This window comes from Enterobacter sp. MGH85 (genome assembly GCF_001037655.1).
In the GTDB taxonomy this organism is placed as follows: Bacteria; Pseudomonadota; Gammaproteobacteria; order Enterobacterales; family Enterobacteriaceae; genus Enterobacter; species Enterobacter intestinihominis.
Window position 1 is genome coordinate 4477972 of record NZ_KQ089925.1, and the last position, 15079, is coordinate 4493050.

Annotated in this window: 14 protein-coding genes; 10 read left to right on the top strand and 4 right to left on the bottom strand. The window is 58.6% G+C overall.

The features are described from left to right. Positions 1 to 211 precede the first annotated feature (211 nt). The 3 genes from SK51_RS21415 to SK51_RS21425 all read left to right on the top strand — a co-directional run bounded on the left by SK51_RS21415 (position 212) and on the right by SK51_RS21425 (position 3406). Positions 212 to 1711: a PTS transporter subunit EIIC gene (locus SK51_RS21415; RefSeq protein WP_003858916.1), complete on the top strand. Its 1500-nt coding sequence runs from the start codon at positions 212 to 214 to the stop codon at positions 1709 to 1711. Between the two features lie 83 nt (positions 1712 to 1794). Further along, entirely contained in the window at positions 1795 to 2811 is a 1017-nt protein-coding gene (gene malI / locus SK51_RS21420; protein ID WP_023299483.1) for a Mal regulon transcriptional regulator MalI, read from the top strand. A 73-nt stretch (positions 2812 to 2884) separates the two neighbouring features. Continuing rightward, entirely contained in the window at positions 2885 to 3406 is a 522-nt protein-coding gene (locus tag SK51_RS21425; protein ID WP_023305610.1) for a metal-dependent hydrolase, read from the top strand. Between the two features lie 84 nt (positions 3407 to 3490). Here the strand turns inward: SK51_RS21425 and cysS are convergent, their stop codons facing one another. After that, complete coding sequence (gene cysS, locus SK51_RS21430) at positions 3491 to 4876, bottom strand: cysteine--tRNA ligase (protein WP_023305609.1); 1386 nt, start codon at positions 4874 to 4876, stop codon at positions 3491 to 3493. A 175-nt stretch (positions 4877 to 5051) separates the two neighbouring features. On the opposite strand from cysS, the gene ppiB reads away from it, so the two are divergent. The 5 genes from ppiB to mnmH all read left to right on the top strand — a co-directional run bounded on the left by ppiB (position 5052) and on the right by mnmH (position 9119). Next, positions 5052 to 5546, top strand: a complete 495-nt coding sequence (gene ppiB, locus SK51_RS21435) for a peptidylprolyl isomerase B (protein WP_000256009.1) — start codon at positions 5052 to 5054, stop codon at positions 5544 to 5546. Positions 5547 to 5549: 3 nt separating this feature from the next. Next, the gene (gene lpxH / locus SK51_RS21440) at positions 5550 to 6272 is read left to right on the top strand and encodes a UDP-2,3-diacylglucosamine diphosphatase (RefSeq protein WP_022647299.1); all 723 of its coding nucleotides are present in this window, start codon (positions 5550 to 5552) and stop codon (positions 6270 to 6272) included. Between the two features lie 118 nt (positions 6273 to 6390). After that, entirely contained in the window at positions 6391 to 6900 is a 510-nt protein-coding gene (gene purE / locus SK51_RS21445; protein WP_023299481.1) for a 5-(carboxyamino)imidazole ribonucleotide mutase, read from the top strand. Then, the gene (gene purK / locus SK51_RS21450) at positions 6897 to 7964 is read left to right on the top strand and encodes a 5-(carboxyamino)imidazole ribonucleotide synthase (RefSeq protein WP_023299480.1); all 1068 of its coding nucleotides are present in this window, start codon (positions 6897 to 6899) and stop codon (positions 7962 to 7964) included. Before purE ends, purK begins: the two co-directional genes overlap by 4 nt. Before the next feature lie 84 nt (positions 7965 to 8048). After that, complete coding sequence (mnmH, locus tag SK51_RS21455) at positions 8049 to 9119, top strand: tRNA 2-selenouridine(34) synthase MnmH (protein ID WP_022647297.1); 1071 nt, start codon at positions 8049 to 8051, stop codon at positions 9117 to 9119. A 122-nt stretch (positions 9120 to 9241) separates the two neighbouring features. On the opposite strand, the gene SK51_RS21460 is transcribed toward mnmH, so the two are convergent. The 3 genes from SK51_RS21460 to ybbA form a co-directional block, all read right to left on the bottom strand. Then, entirely contained in the window at positions 9242 to 10387 is a 1146-nt protein-coding gene (locus SK51_RS21460) for a porin (RefSeq protein ID WP_022647296.1), read from the bottom strand. A gap of 182 nt (positions 10388 to 10569) precedes the next feature. Next, a complete protein-coding gene (ybbP, locus tag SK51_RS21465) occupies positions 10570 to 12984 on the bottom strand; it encodes a putative ABC transporter permease subunit YbbP (RefSeq protein ID WP_023305608.1) in 2415 nt (804 codons plus the stop codon). Then, the gene (gene ybbA / locus SK51_RS21470; RefSeq protein WP_022647294.1) at positions 12981 to 13667 is read right to left on the bottom strand and encodes a putative ABC transporter ATP-binding protein YbbA; all 687 of its coding nucleotides are present in this window, start codon (positions 13665 to 13667) and stop codon (positions 12981 to 12983) included. The genes ybbP and ybbA overlap by 4 nt, the downstream gene beginning before the upstream one ends. On the opposite strand from ybbA, the gene tesA reads away from it, so the two are divergent. Together tesA and SK51_RS21480 are read left to right on the top strand one after the other, a co-directional pair. Continuing rightward, on the top strand, positions 13638 to 14270 hold the full coding sequence (gene tesA / locus SK51_RS21475) for a multifunctional acyl-CoA thioesterase I/protease I/lysophospholipase L1 (protein ID WP_003858933.1): 633 nt from the start codon (positions 13638 to 13640) through the stop codon (positions 14268 to 14270). The genes ybbA and tesA overlap by 30 nt on opposite strands. Further along, positions 14251 to 15060, top strand: a complete 810-nt coding sequence (locus SK51_RS21480) for an SDR family oxidoreductase (protein ID WP_087878403.1) — start codon at positions 14251 to 14253, stop codon at positions 15058 to 15060. Before tesA ends, SK51_RS21480 begins: the two co-directional genes overlap by 20 nt. Positions 15061 to 15079: the final 19 nt, after the last annotated feature.

Genomic DNA, 15079 nt, shown 5'->3' on the forward strand with positions numbered 1-15079 from the left:
AAGCCGCCACCCGGCAATTTCTCTCACAATCCCCTCACACCCATCACGGTTAATTATCGATCAACTTCAAATAATCACTATTCCCTCTGGCGAAACGTGAAAATTATGTTGCGCGATTTTCAGACTTTCCCCACGATAAGTAGAACGTTCTACTAAAACGTTATACTTACAATAACAGCGCGAAAATAGCGCTACTCGGGGGGAAATCAGCATGAGTCTGATATCAGGGTTTGTTAAATCGCTGTCTAAGTTATCGATGATTGGTCGCGCCTTAATGCTGCCAATTTCACTGCTTCCCGCTGCGGGCCTGCTGCTGGCCTTCGGCGATAAGTTCCACCTGCCGCTGATGATGAACGCCGGCGGGGTTATCTTTGATAACCTGCCGATGCTGTTCGCCATCGGCTCTGCCGTCGGTCTGGCTTCGGAATCCGGCATTGCGGCACTCTCTGCGGCGGTCTCGGTGTTTGTCACCAACATAACCATCAGCACCGTGCTGAGCATTACGCCGGAAATGGCCTCCCAGGGCGGGAAATACGCCATGGTCGTCGGCATTCCGACGTTGCAAATGGGCGTCTTTGGCGGCCTGATCTGCGGTATTCTCGCGGCCTGGTGCTACAACCGCTTCCACACCATGCAGCTGCCGGAATTCCTCGGTTTCTTCTCCGGGAAGCGTTTTGTGGCGATTGCGACGGCATTTCTGTCGTTCCTGCTCGGCCTGCTGCTGCCGTACGTGTGGCAGCATATTCAGTCCGGGATCGACGCCCTGTCCGTGGTGGTGAACGGCGATAACCAGGCGGCCTCGACCTTTATCTTCGGGCTGGTGGAGCGCGCGTTGATCCCGCTCGGCCTGCACCACATCTGGTATCCCTCCTTCTGGTATTCGTTCGGGGATTACACCACCCAGGCGGGTCAGGTGATCCACGGCGACCAGACCATCTGGTTCAAGATGCTCGAAGAAGGGGTGAAATCCTTCAGCAGCGATACCTACCAGAACGCCGGGAAATTCATGCAGGGCGAGTTCCCGCTGATGCTGTTCGCGCTGCCTGCAGCGTGCCTTGCGATGTACCATGAAGCGCATACGAAGAATAAGAAAATTGCGGCCGGTATTCTCTTCTCCGCCGCCCTCACCTGCTTCCTGACGGGCATCACCGAGCCGGTAGAGTTCACCTTTATCTTCGTGGCGCCAATCCTTTACGTCTTCAACGCCATCATGGCGGGCCTGGCGTACATGACCATGTACCTGCTGCATGCGCACATCGCCAAGTCGTTCTCGGCGGGCTTTATCGACTACCTGTCGTTCGGGATCCTGCCGTCGTTTAACGGCTATCAGACCAACTTCCTGAGCGCCATTATCATCGGTATCCCTATGGCCCTGATTTACTACTTCACGTTCCGCTTCGTGATCCGCCGTTTCGACGTGAAAACGCCGGGCCGCACCGAAGTGACCGCCAGCGCGAATGACAAGTCCGATTCCGAACTTGCCACCGAAATCATCGGCCTGCTGGGCGGTGCGCAGAACATTGATTCTGTCGGCTCCTGCATCACGCGTCTGCGTCTGGAAGTGGCGAAGAGCGAAGCGGTGGACCGGGACGGGCTGAACGGGCTGGGCGCGCGCGGCGTGGTGTTTGTTGGCGACAACGGGATACAGGTGATTTTCGGGGCCAGAGCACAGTTTATCGCCCAGACCATGTCCACGATGATTGGCAAATAATAAGATGCCTGAAGGAGGCGTCTCCTGTACGCTGGGGTACGCCTCTTATCTGGCTGATAATCGGTAAATTTCAGGGAGCGGTTTTGAAGAAAGTCAGCATTATTGATGTTGCAAAGCATGCGGGCGTGTCGGTTTCTACCGTGTCGCTGGTGCTGCGCCAGAAAGGGAAAATCTCAGAGGCGACGATCGGGAAGGTCAATGCCGCCATCACAACGCTGGGCTATGTTCATAACGTCGCCGCTGCCAACCTTCGCGCCAACACCTCCAATTTAATCGGCCTGATCCTGCGGGACTTCAGCGACAGCTTTTCCATCAAAGTGATGGCGAGCATCGTTCAGGAGCTGGAGAAACAGGGTTATATGGTTTTTCTCGGTCAGCCGCTGAACGACGACGAACATCTTGAGCGTACTCTGCTCTCATTTAAGCAGCAGGGCGTGGCGGGCGTCATCTATCTGGCGTCGGACACCCGCGCCGCCTCTCTCCCGGAACACATTCGCCAATGCCCGCTGCCGCTTGTGGCGGTTTCGCAGTCGTTGCTGGAAGAGAAATGCAATCTGGTGATGCGCGATAACCGCCAGGCGGCGAACCTGGCCGCGCGTTATCTTATCGAGCGCGGGCACCGCACCATCGCCTACATTGGCGGGCGCGACGGGTGCCGTATTCGCGAGCAGCGCCTGCTCGGTTTTCGCAGCGCGATGACGCAGAACGGCCTGGTCTGGCGTGAGGAATATTCACCCGCCTGCACCGATGATACGCAGGCGGCGGCCATGGCGACTCGCCAGCTGCTGGAGAAGAACAACACGATTACCGCCCTGCTCTGCCATTCGCCGGACGCGATGATCGGTTCGATCTCCGGCATTCACCAGGTGGGGCGCACGGTGGGCAAAGACGTGTTTTTAACCCAGCAGGTGGCGCTGATTGGTTTTGAAGATATGCTTCACGTAAACCTCACGTCGCCGTCACTGACTTACGTTTCGTCTGCCAGCGAAGAGACCGGCCGCCAGGCGGCAGGGCTGATGATCCGCAGGCTGAAGGAGCCGGATCTGCAAACGCAGCGTATTACCCTCTCCGGCCAGCTTATCGCGCGGGAATCGGCGTAAATTCAGAATTTAGCATGGGTCTTATAGCGCGTGATGACTGCTATATTTCCATGATTTGCCATGGATAAATGTAATGCCTACCGTTATCACCCACGCTGCCGTACCTCTGTGTCTGGGCTTAGGGCTCGGAACCAAAGTCATCCCACCCCGCCTGCTGTTTGCCGGGATCGTCCTCGCCATGCTGCCTGACGCTGACGTACTGGCGTTTAAATTCGGTGTCGCCTACGGGAATATTTTCGGCCACCGCGGTTTCACTCATTCGCTGCTGTTTGCCTTGGTAGTGCCCATACTTTGCGTGCTGGCTGGGCGTCGATGGTTCCGGGCCAGCCTGTCGCGCTGCTGGCTGTTTTTAACCGTGTCGCTGCTGTCGCACAGCCTGCTGGATTCGATTACCACCGGCGGGAAAGGCGTCGGCTGGCTGTGGCCCTGGTCAGATGAGCGCTTCTTTGCGCCGTGGCAGGTGATTAAGGTCGCGCCGTTTGCACTGTCGCGCTATACCACGCCGTACGGGCATCAGGTGATTATCTCGGAACTGCTGTGGGTGTGGCTGCCGGGGATGGTGCTGATGGGGTTGCTGTGGTGGCGACGGAGGTAAAAAAGCCGGGTGGCGGCTGCGCCTTACCCGGCCTACTTTCAACTGTAGGCCCGGTAAGCGTTAGCGCCACCGGGCGTTACGGACTTACTTACGACGCCAGGTGGTTCCCTGCGGGCCATCTTCCAGAATAATGCCCATCTCGGTCAGACGGTTACGCGCCGCATCCGCCGCCGCCCAGTCTTTCGCCTGACGCGCTTCCAGACGCGCTTTAATCAGTGCTTCAATTTCCGCCACTTCGCCGTCGTCCGCCTGCGCGCCGCTTTGCAGGAACACGTCCGGGTCCTGCTCCAGCAGGCCGAGCACGGAAGAGAGCTTACGCAGATGAGACGCCAGCGCATTCGCCGCCGCCATATCTTCTGACTTCAGGCGATTCACCTCACGCGCCATGTCGAACAGCACGGAGTAGGCTTCCGGCGTGTTGAAGTCGTCGTTCATGACCTCAACGAAGCGGGCTTCGAACGCCTCGCCGCCAGCGGCCGGAACAGACCTGTCGGTGCCGCGCAGTGCGGTATACAGACGCTCCAGCGCAGCGCGCGCCTGCTTCAGGTTCTCTTCGCTGTAGTTCAGCTGGCTGCGATAGTGGCCGGACATCAGGAAGTAGCGCACGGTTTCCGCGTCGTAATACTTCAGCACGTCGCGCACGGTGAAGAAGTTACCCAGCGATTTCGACATCTTCTCGCGGTCAACCATCACCATCCCGGAGTGCATCCAGTAGTTCACGTACTCGCCGCCGTGAGCACAGGTGGACTGCGCGATTTCGTTTTCATGGTGCGGGAACATCAGATCCGAACCGCCGCCGTGAATGTCGAAATGGTTGCCCAGCTGTTTGCAGTTCATCGCGGAACATTCAATGTGCCAGCCCGGACGCCCTTCGCCCCACGGGGATGGCCAGCTCGGTTCGCCCGCCTTGGACATCTTCCACAGCACGAAGTCCATCGGATTACGCTTCACGTCAACCACGTCCACGCGTGCACCGGCCTGGAGCTGGTCCAGATCCTGGCGGGAAAGCGCACCGTAGGTTGGGTCCGTCGGCACCGAGAACATCACGTCGCCGTTGTCCGCCACATAGGCGTGACCGCGCTCGATCAGCTTTTGGGTGATCTCAATGATTTCATGAATATGGTGGGTCGCACGCGGCTCGCTATCCGGGCGCAGAATATTCAAGGCATCAAAATCCTTGTGCATTTCGGCGATCATGCGATCCACCAGCGCGACAAAGCTTTCGCCATTTTCATTAGCACGTTTAATGATTTTGTCGTCGATGTCGGTGATGTTGCGCACATACTTCAGGTTATAGCCCAGGAAGCGCAGGTAGCGGGACACCACGTCGAACGCGACAAAGGTACGGCCATGGCCGATATGACAGAGATCGTAAACCGTAATACCACACACGTACATGCCGACTTCCCCGGCATGGATAGGTTTAAATTCCTCTTTTTGGCGCGTCATTGTATTAAAGATTTTTAACATCGAAGATTCCATGTAAACACGTGTGTGGATTGTTTGTTCCTTATAATACCCATAATTCGGAGCACGGTCAGCACACAATGCAAGGTGATCGTGTCCTGTGGTTATGCTATAACAAGCCCCTATATGTGACCCGAGCACGGGTCGACGCACCACAATAACGGAACAGGATGCAAAAATGGTTACTTTCCACACTAATCATGGCGATATCGTAATCAAAACCTTTGATGACAAAGCGCCTGAAACAGTTAAAAACTTCCTGGACTACTGCCGCGAAGGTTTCTACAACAACACTATTTTCCACCGTGTGATCAACGGCTTTATGATCCAGGGCGGCGGTTTCGAGCCTGGCATGCGCCAGAAAGAGACGAAAGAAGCGATCAAAAACGAAGCGAACAACGGCCTGAAAAACACCCGCGGTACGCTGGCAATGGCCCGTACTCAGGCCCCGCACTCTGCTACCGCACAGTTCTTCATTAACGTGGCGGACAACGACTTCCTGAACTTCTCTGGCGAAAGCCTGCAAGGCTGGGGCTACTGCGTATTCGCAGAAGTGGTTGAAGGCATGGACGTGGTCGACAAGATCAAAGCCGTTTCTACTGGCCGCAGCGGTATGCACCAGGACGTTCCTAAAGAAGACGTTGTGATCACAAGCGTGACCGTCAGCGAGTAATTCGTGGCGACACTCTTTATTGCGGATCTGCATCTGCAAACAGAAGAACCGGCGATAACCGCCGGTTTTCTGCGTTTTTTACGCGGTGAAGCGAAAAGCGCCGATGCGCTGTACATTCTGGGTGACCTGTTTGAGGCCTGGATAGGCGACGACGATCCGAACCCGCTGCACCGTGAGATGGCAGCGGCCATTAAAGCGCTGGTGGATTCCGGCGTCCCCTGCTATTTCATTCACGGCAACCGTGATTTCCTGATCGGCCAGCGCTACGCCCGCGAGAGCGGCATGACGCTGCTACCGGAAGAGCAGGTGCTTGACCTCTATGGCCGCAATATTCTGATCATGCACGGCGACACGCTCTGCACTGACGATACCGGCTACCTGGCGTTTCGCGCCAAAGTTCACACCCCTTGGATCCAGAAAGTGTTCCTCGCCCTGCCGCTGTTTATCCGCAACCGCATCGCCGCCAGAATGCGCGCGGGCAGCAAGGCCGCCAACAGCAGCAAATCGATGACCATCATGGACGTCAACCCGCAGGCGGTGGTGAACGTGATGGAGAAGCATCGCGTTCAGTGGCTGATCCACGGCCATACCCATCGTCCCGATGTGCATTCCCTTATCGCCAACGGCGAGCCCGCCCATCGCGTGGTTTTAGGCGCCTGGCACAGCGAAGGATCGATGGTCAAAGTCACGCCGGAAGGTGTGGAACTGATCGCCTTCCCGTTTTAACCCTCCTCGTTTTTTCGCTCATTTCCCGACCACGCAACCGTTTTCCTTGCCGGTATTACATGCTATTCTCTGTGCCCTCGAAAGCAGTGTGTTCCGCACCACAGGAGTTTTAAGACGCATGTCTTCCCGCAATAATCCGGCGCGTGTCGCCATCGTGATGGGGTCCAAAAGCGACTGGGCTACCATGCAGTTCGCCGCCGAAATCTTTGAAATCCTGAATGTTCCGCACCACGTCGAAGTGGTTTCCGCGCACCGTACGCCGGATAAACTGTTCAGCTTCGCCGAAAGCGCCGAAGAGAACGGTTACGAGGTGATCATTGCCGGTGCGGGCGGCGCAGCACATCTGCCGGGCATGATTGCCGCCAAAACCCTGGTGCCGGTACTGGGCGTGCCGGTACAGAGCGCCGCGTTAAGCGGGGTTGATAGCCTGTACTCTATCGTCCAGATGCCGCGCGGTATCCCTGTCGGTACGCTGGCGATTGGTAAGGCGGGTGCCGCAAATGCCGCCCTGCTGGCCGCGCAGATCCTCGCGACGCATGATAATGACTTACATCAACGCCTGGCGGAGTGGCGTAAAGCCCAGACCGACGAGGTGCTGGATAACCCGGATCCGCGGGGTGCAGCATGAAGCAGGTTTGCGTTCTTGGTAATGGTCAGCTTGGCCGGATGCTGCGTCAGGCCGGTGAGCCGCTGGGTATTGCCGTCTGGCCCGTCGGGCTGGACGCCGAGCCGGAAGCCGTGCCGTTCCATCAGAGCGTGATCACCGCCGAAATTGAACGCTGGCCGGAAACCGCCCTGACCCGCGAGCTGGCGCGCCATAACGCCTTTGTGAACCGCGACGTCTTCCCGATCATCGCCGACCGTCTCACGCAAAAGCAGCTGTTCGACAAGCTCGGCCTTGCGACCGCGCCGTGGCAGCTGTTGTCCGACAAAAGCGAGTGGAATGACGTCTTCGCCATGCTGGGCGATCTGGCGATCGTGAAGCGTCGTGTCGGCGGCTACGACGGTCGCGGGCAGTGGCGCCTGCGCGCGAACGACACCGCCGAGCTGCCGGACGACTGCTACGGCGAGTGCATCGTTGAGCAGGGCATAAACTTCAGCGGTGAAGTGTCGCTGGTGGGCGCGCGCGGGCATGACGGGCACACCGTTTTTTACCCGCTAACGCATAACCTGCATCAGGACGGGATTCTGCGCACCAGCGTCGCCTTCCCGCAGGCCAATGCTGACCAGCAGGCGCAGGCGGAAGAGATGCTCTCTGCCATCATGCATGAGCTGGGCTATGTGGGCGTAATGGCGATGGAGTGTTTCGTCACGCCATCGGGTCTGCTGATCAACGAACTTGCGCCGCGCGTGCACAACAGCGGCCACTGGACGCAAAACGGCGCCTCCATCAGCCAGTTCGAGCTGCACCTGCGCGCCATCACTGACCTGCCGCTGCCGCAGCCGGTGGTGACCAGCCCGTCGGTGATGATCAACCTGATCGGCACCGATCTGAACTACGACTGGCTGAAGCTGCCGCTGGTGCACCTGCACTGGTACGACAAAGCGGTGCGCCCGGGTCGTAAGGTCGGCCACCTGAACCTGAACGATACCGACACGGACCGCCTGAGCGCCACGCTGGAAGCGATTGTTCCCCTGCTGCCGCCAGAATACGCGAGCGGGATTGTCTGGGCGCAGTCAAAACTGAAGTAAGTAACCCCCGCCGGGGAGTTGACCTTCCCCTTCCCCGGCGTACAATTCCCGCCCATTGCTGCTTAGCTTTCTTCTGGAACCACCATGAACGATGGAACGGACTATCGCGCGATCCTCGCGTCCGATACCCCTTTAATCGACGTTCGCGCGCCGATCGAATTTGTCCAGGGTGCGATGCCCGCCGCACTCAACCTGCCCTTAATGAACGACGACGAGCGTGCCGCCGTCGGCACCTGCTATAAACGCCAGGGTCCGGACGCCGCACTGACGCTCGGCCATAGCCTGGTCAACGGCGAGACGCGAGAGGCGCGCATCAACGCCTGGCGCGAAGCCAGCCTGGCCCATCCTGAGGGCTACCTTTGCTGCGCGCGCGGTGGCCAGCGCTCACATATCTCCCAGGCCTGGCTTAAAGAGGCGGGAATCGATTATCCGCTGATCCGCGGCGGCTATAAGGCCCTGCGCCAGACGGCAATTCAGGTGACGATTGAGCAGTCACAAAAACCGATGGTGCTTATCGGTGGCTGTACCGGAAACGGCAAAACGCTGCTGGTGAAGCAGCATGCGCAGGGCATCGATCTGGAAGGGCTGGCGCACCATCGCGGCTCGTCATTTGGCCGCACGCTCACCCCGCAACTTTCTCAGGCGAGCTTCGAGAATCACCTTGCCGTCGAGCTGCTAAAAAAAGATGCCGCGCGCTGGGTGCTGGAGGATGAGGGCCGGATGATTGGCTCTAACCACCTGCCGGAGTGCCTGCGCGACCGCATGGCGGAAGCGCCTGTCGTTGTGGTCGAAGATCCGTTTGAGATCCGTCTTGAGCGGCTGCGCGAAGAGTATTTCGACCACATGTGGGCCGACTTTTCTGCCGCCTACGGTGAAGAAGCGGGCTGGAAAGCCTACAGCGAATACCTGCATCACGGCCTGTTCGCCATCCGCCGTCGTCTGGGGCTGCAACGATTCGCGGAATTTACCGCGCTATTGGATTCCGCGCTTCTGGAACAACAGCGCTCTGGAAGCACTGACGCGCACTTCAGCTGGCTTGTGCCGCTGCTGAAGGACTATTACGACCCGATGTACGGCTATCAGCTGGAGAAGAAAGCGGAGAAGATTGTTTTTCGCGGGACGTACGAAGAAATTGCCGAGTGGCTTGATCGCTGAAAAAAGCCGGGTGGCGAGGTAAAAGCAAAACGGCAACCTGGGTTGCCGTTTTTAATGTTTTTTCCCTCTCCCCGTGGGAGAGGGTCAGGGTGAGGGCATCAGGCCGCACCCTACATGACAACTTAGAAGTCGTAACGCAGACGCACCAGGTTCATGTCGCCCAGGTTGTCGGTGCTGGAGGTGAACACGTGTTCGTAATCCACGCGGAAACCGTAGTCCAGCTGGACGCTGATACCTACGCCGTTGTCGATGCGCTGGTAGTTACGGCCGTTCACGTACTCAATGCGGTCGCCCATGAAGTACGGCTGAATGGATTTCACCGCATACTGACCGACCGGGAATTTGTATCCTGCGAAGTATTCAATACCCCATGCATCACCGGCGAAGTAGTCGTTAACGGACACTTTTTTGGTGGTCATGAAGTTCTGATACCAGCCGCCGCCTGCGGAGAAGGTCCAGTTATCCGGCGTCCAGCTCAGTGCGGTGCCGAGAATGTTCTGGTCGTAGGATTTGCTGTCGCCGTTGTCCGGATTACGCATGTCCGCGCGGGTGTAGTTCCACGCTGCGCCCCAGGTCAGATCGGTGGTCAGGTGGTAATCGATACCCAGTGAACCGCCGCCTTTACGCTTGTAGCGCAGGCCGTTGCCCGGCAGGTATTCGCTGTCTTCAAACAGATAGGATGCGTAGATGTCAGCATCGCCCACGGTTTTCTTGTACTTCAGCATCTGGCGTGAACGGTAAGAGCCGTCGTAGTCGCCGTTGATCCCGTTACCCGACGCCTGACCAATCATGTCGTAGTCCCAGATATCGGTTTTTGCGCCCACCACGTCATAGTACACGCTGTTCTGCTGGCCGAAGGTCAGCGTACCCCAGGTGTCGCTCTTCAGACCGGTGTAGAGCATACGGCGTGAAGTATCGTGCGCGCCGTCGGCGTAGTGGTTATCCCAGTTAAACTGCGCCGGAATGTTCACACCCAGCTCGTAGTAGGTGATCCAGCTGATGTCATCGAACAGGTAGTAGTCTGCCGCGAAACGGAAACGGGTACCGCCGTCAAAACCGTTACGCTTGTAGCCGTTTTTGCCGTCATCACCGGTCATGTTCTGGAACTGAGGACGGATGCTGCCGCCAACGGTGAAGTTCAGACGGCTCAGCGGGTTTCCCGCCTGCGGATCCTGTTTCAGAAGGGTGATTTCCGCCTGAGATGCGAAAGAAGCCAATGCCACTGCTGCGCCGATCGTTGTCGCCAGCGCTGTTTTTCTTATAGTCATTATTTTTCCTTGATAGACACGCTGCTAAATATTTAGCTGGTGAATATTAACCGGAAAAATTCGGGCTGTGTGGGCGGGTTTTTAATGTTTTGTGCTACTAAATGCATGGGTATTAACGATTTGTGCTATTAAGCGATGACACACCAGCAGAAATGCCGGTGCGTCATCATCACGCAAGTAAACTAGCTGACAAACTGGCGGAACAGCGCTTTACCTTTCAACAGCCGCGTCCCGAGCCAGCCACCGCACAGGGACAGCAGCACCGCGCCGCAGACGGGCAACGTTAACCACAGCCGCCAGTCAGGCTCCCATGGAAAATCAAAGACTTTCGTCTGAAGCACCGCCAGTGCGGTTTCCGCCCCGATGGCCGCCACCAGGCCCGCCACCAGCCCGAGCAGGGCAAATTCGCTCCACAGCGTGGCGCGCAGCAGCCGTTTACTGGCCCCCAGCGTGCGGTAGACCACCAGCTCCTGATGACGCTGACGCATGCCGACCTGCACCTGCGCCAGCAGCAGCAATAGGCCGCAGACGGTCACCAGCACCACCATCACCTCCAGGGCGCGGCTCACCTGTTCCAGCACCTGCCCGACATGTTTGAGGATCGCGCCGATATCCAGCAGGCTCACCGTCGGAAATTCCCGGTTCAGTTGCGTCAGCATGCCGTTGCCGTTTTCCCAGCGGAAGCTGGTCAGCCAGCCCTGGGGCTGTCCGTCCAGCGCGCCCGGCGGGAAGATGAAGAAGAAATTTGGCCGCAGGCTTTCCCAGTCCACTTTGCGCAGGCTGGTGACTTTGGCGGTGAAATCCTGGGTATCACCGGTAAAGGTCACGCTATCGCCGAGCTTCACGTTCAGGCGTGTCGCCAGCCCCTCCTCCATCGACACTTCCCCCGCTTTCGGCGGCCAGGTGCCGGCAACGATCGGGTTATGGTCCGGACGTTTCGCCTGCCAGGTCAGGTTGAGCTCGCGGTTGAGCGATTCATCCTTATTTCCCTCCGTGGACTGGCCGTTGATCTGCGTCAGGCGGGCGCGCACGATCGGATAGAACGATTCCGGAATAATGTGATGCTCAGACAGGAACCCCTTCAGCGGCGTCACCTGTTCGGGAGCAATGTTGATCAGGAAATAGTTCGGGCTTTCCGGCGGAAGCTGCTGCTGCCAGCGATCCAGCAGATCCCCGCGCAGCACCAGCAGAAGCGCCAGCAGCATAAACGACAGCGAAAATGCCGAGAGCTGGCTGAGGGTAGACCACGGCTGGTGCAGCAGTCGGTTAACCGCCAGCCGCACCGGCAGCGATCTCACCGTCAGCTTTTTGAGAAGATTGAGCAATAGCCAGCCCACCACGCCGCACAGCAGCGCCAGCACCACCGCGCCCGCCAGCACCGCCCACAGCAGCGTACTGCCGCCCATCAGCCAGGCCAACAGCCCGACTGCCACCGCAATAATCACCGGCAGATAGAACTTCAGCGGCCAGACGCTGGCCACCACATCCCGGCGCAGCACGCGCAGCGGCTGGGTGGCGAGCAGCAGCCGGTAGGGGCGTAACCCCACCAGCAGGGAGATCGTCGTCATCGCGCCGATGGCCCACAGCCACGGCCAGAGGCTGGCAGGCGGCAGCGCAGCGGGCAGGACCGGTTTGAGCAGCACCATCAGCAGCTTTTCAAACAGCAGCCCTATCGCCCCGCCGGTCAGAGCCGACAGCGCCAGCACCATCAGCCACTGGCCGACAATCAGCTTGCGCAGCTGTGCCCGGCCCGCGCCGAGAGTTTTGAGGATCGCCACCAGATCGTAACGGCTGCGGCAGTAGTGCCCCATTGCCACGGCAACGGCCGCAATGGCCAGCAGCAGGGTTAACAGCGCCGACAGCAACAGAAACTGCTGAGAACGCTCGAGGGATTTGCCGAGCGCCCCGTCATCCTGCTCCAGCCCGTACCAGCGATGTTCCGGCTTGAGCTGCGGCAGGATCCATTTTTCATACGCCTCCAGTTGAGCAGGCGTCCCGCCAAACTTATAGCGCCATGTGACGCGGCTACCCGGCTGGACGGCGTTGGTTTTCGCCACATCAGCGGTGTTCATCAGCAGGCGCGGCGCGAGCTGGAACGGATTAAATCCGGAGTCGGGTTCCTGCACCACTTCCCCGGCAATTTTGAGGGTCGCGTCGCCGACGTCGATACTGTCGCCGGGTTTCAGGTTCAGCAGCGCCATCAGACGCGATGCCAGCAGTACCGTACCGGCCGTCGGTTTTAGCCCCGGCGGACTGGTTTGTAAATCACCATACATCGGGTAGATGTCATCCACGGCTTTTACGCTGGCAAGCTGTGGCGTGTCGCCCGCAAAGGTCATGGTCTGGAAGGTGATTTGCTCTCCCACCTTCAGCCCCTCTTTGCGCGCTTCCTCAATCCAGCCCGGCGGCACGGGGCGAGAACTTTGCAGAGCCCGGTCCCCCGCCATAAATTCCCGGCTCTGCTGGCTAAGCCCTTTCTCCATACGATCGCTGACGCTGCCGAGCGCCAGCACGCAGGCCACCGCCAGGCTCAACGCCAGCCAGACAATCAGCAGCGAGGGCGAGCGCCATTCGCGCCAAAACCAGCGGGCAATCATGCTTCCTCCTGAAGAACACCGTTCACCAGCCGCAGGCGGCGGTCGCAGCGGGCGGCCAACTGCGGGTCGTGGGTAACCAGAATCAGCGTGGTGCCATGCTCGCGGTTGAGGGAAAACAGCAGATCGGCAATTTTGTCCCCGGTTTTACGGTCGAGATTGCCCGTGGGCTCATCGGCAAACAGCACTTCCGGGCGCCCGTTAAACGCCCGGGCCAGCGCCACGCGCTGCTGCTCACCGCCGGAAAGCTGCGCCGGAAGGTGGTCGAGACGTTTTCCCAGCCCCAGCTGTTCCAGCAACGCTTTGGCGTGATCGCGGCTTTCGCGGGTATTTTCACCGCGCAGCAGGCCGGGCAGCTCAACGTTTTCCAGCGCGTTGAGGGTTGGAATCAGCATGAATGACTGAAAGACAAACCCGATATGCCGAGCACGCAGCGCGGCGCGCGCCTCTTCATCAAGCGCGTGGAGGGGCTGGCCGACCAGGTTCACTTCCCCGCTGCTGCCATCGTCCAGCCCGGCGAGAATGGCCAGCAGCGTGGACTTACCGGAACCGGATTCGCCAATCAGGGCGATGGTTTCGGCACGTTTGACAACGAGTTCAACTCCGGTGAGGATGGAAAGCTCGTGTTCTCCCTGACCGACGGACTTCTTAAGACAATGAACTTCAATAATGTTTTCCGCTGGCATTTGCCCTTCCTGTTTTTGATGCTGATGACCTTCCGCGCGGCGGCTGCGGACACGTTATTGATTCTGGGCGATAGCCTGAGCGCGGGCTATCGTATGGCGGCCAGTGCGGCCTGGCCCGCCCTGCTCAATGATAAATGGCAGTCCCGGGCGTCTGTCGTTAACGGCAGCATCAGCGGCGATACGTCGCAGCAAGGCTTATCGCGCCTGCCTGCCCTGCTTAAGCAGCATCAACCGCGTTGGGTGCTGGTCGAACTGGGCGGTAATGATGGTTTGCGCGGCTTCCAGCCACAGCAAACGGAGCAAACGCTGCGGACTATTTTGCAGACCATTAAGGCCGCTAACGCCCAGCCGCTGCTGATGCAAATTCGCCTGCCCGCTAACTACGGCCGTCGGTATAATGAGGCGTTTAGCGCGATCTATCCTAAGCTTGCCAAAGAGTTTGATATTCCGCTGCTGCCATTTTTCATGGAAGAGGTCTATCTGAAACCCCAGTGGATGCAGGATGATGGCATTCACCCCAATCGCGATGCCCAGCCGTTCATTGCCGACTGGATGGCAACCCGGCTGGCTCCTTTAGTAAAACATGACTCGTCAAACAGCTGAGAACCTGACAGGTAAAGTTATGCAAAAATCGGTCTTAATAACAGGATGTTCCAGCGGAATTGGCCTTGAAAGCGCCCTTGAACTGAAACGTCAGGGGTTTTGGGTGCTGGCAGCCTGCCGCAAACCCGAGGATGTCGAACGCATGCGAGGGCTGGGATTTACCGGCATTCTGCTGGATCTCGATTCGCCAGAGAGCGTGGAGCAGGCCGCCGACGAGGTTATCGCCCTGACCAACAACCGGCTTTACGGCCTGTTCAACAATGCGGGCTATGGCGTGTACGGCCCGCTACAGACCCTCTCGCGGGAACAGCTGGAGCAGCAGTTCTCCGCAAACTTTTTTGGGGCGCATCAGCTCACCATGCGCCTTCTCCCCGCCATGCTGCCGCACGGCGAAGGGCGGATTGTCATGACCTCCTCGGTGATGGGCCTGATCTCCACGCCGGGACGCGGGGCTTACGCTGCCAGTAAATATGCGCTTGAAGCCTGGTCCGATGCGTTGCGCATGGAGCTGCGCCACAGCGGCATTAAGGTCAGCCTGATTGAACCGGGCCCCATCCGCACCCGCTTTACGGAAAACGTTAACCAGACGCAGGCGGACCAACCGGTCGAAAATCCCGGTATCGCGGCGCGTTTTACGCTTGGGCCAGAAGCCGTGGTTGCCAAAGTGCGCCACGCATTTGAGAGCGATACCCCTAAAATGCGCTATCCGGTGACGCTGGTGACCCATGCCGTCGGCTGGTTGAAACGCCTGCTGCCGGGGCGGATGATGGACAAAATTTTGCAGGGTTGAGTTGAAGCGACGACGCTTA

Excerpts from the sequence above, each read along its gene's own strand:
- purK (WP_023299480.1), top strand. The coding sequence starts at position 6,897 with ATGAAGCAGGTTTGCGTTCTTGGTAATGGTCAGCTTGGCCGGATGCTG.
- ybbP (WP_023305608.1), bottom strand. The coding sequence starts at position 12,984 with ATGATTGCCCGCTGGTTTTGGCGCGAATGGCGCTCGCCCTCGCTGCTG.
- cysS (WP_023305609.1), bottom strand. The coding sequence starts at position 4,876 with ATGTTAAAAATCTTTAATACAATGACGCGCCAAAAAGAGGAATTTAAA.
- ybbA (WP_022647294.1), bottom strand. The coding sequence starts at position 13,667 with ATGCCAGCGGAAAACATTATTGAAGTTCATTGTCTTAAGAAGTCCGTC.
- mnmH (WP_022647297.1), top strand. The coding sequence starts at position 8,049 with ATGAACGATGGAACGGACTATCGCGCGATCCTCGCGTCCGATACCCCT.
- tesA (WP_003858933.1), top strand. The coding sequence starts at position 13,638 with ATGAACTTCAATAATGTTTTCCGCTGGCATTTGCCCTTCCTGTTTTTG.
- SK51_RS21460 (WP_022647296.1), bottom strand. The coding sequence starts at position 10,387 with ATGACTATAAGAAAAACAGCGCTGGCGACAACGATCGGCGCAGCAGTG.
- SK51_RS21480 (WP_087878403.1), top strand. The coding sequence starts at position 14,251 with ATGACTCGTCAAACAGCTGAGAACCTGACAGGTAAAGTTATGCAAAAA.
- ppiB (WP_000256009.1), top strand. The coding sequence starts at position 5,052 with ATGGTTACTTTCCACACTAATCATGGCGATATCGTAATCAAAACCTTT.
- SK51_RS21415 (WP_003858916.1), top strand. The coding sequence starts at position 212 with ATGAGTCTGATATCAGGGTTTGTTAAATCGCTGTCTAAGTTATCGATG.
- SK51_RS21425 (WP_023305610.1), top strand. The coding sequence starts at position 2,885 with ATGCCTACCGTTATCACCCACGCTGCCGTACCTCTGTGTCTGGGCTTA.
- purE (WP_023299481.1), top strand. The coding sequence starts at position 6,391 with ATGTCTTCCCGCAATAATCCGGCGCGTGTCGCCATCGTGATGGGGTCC.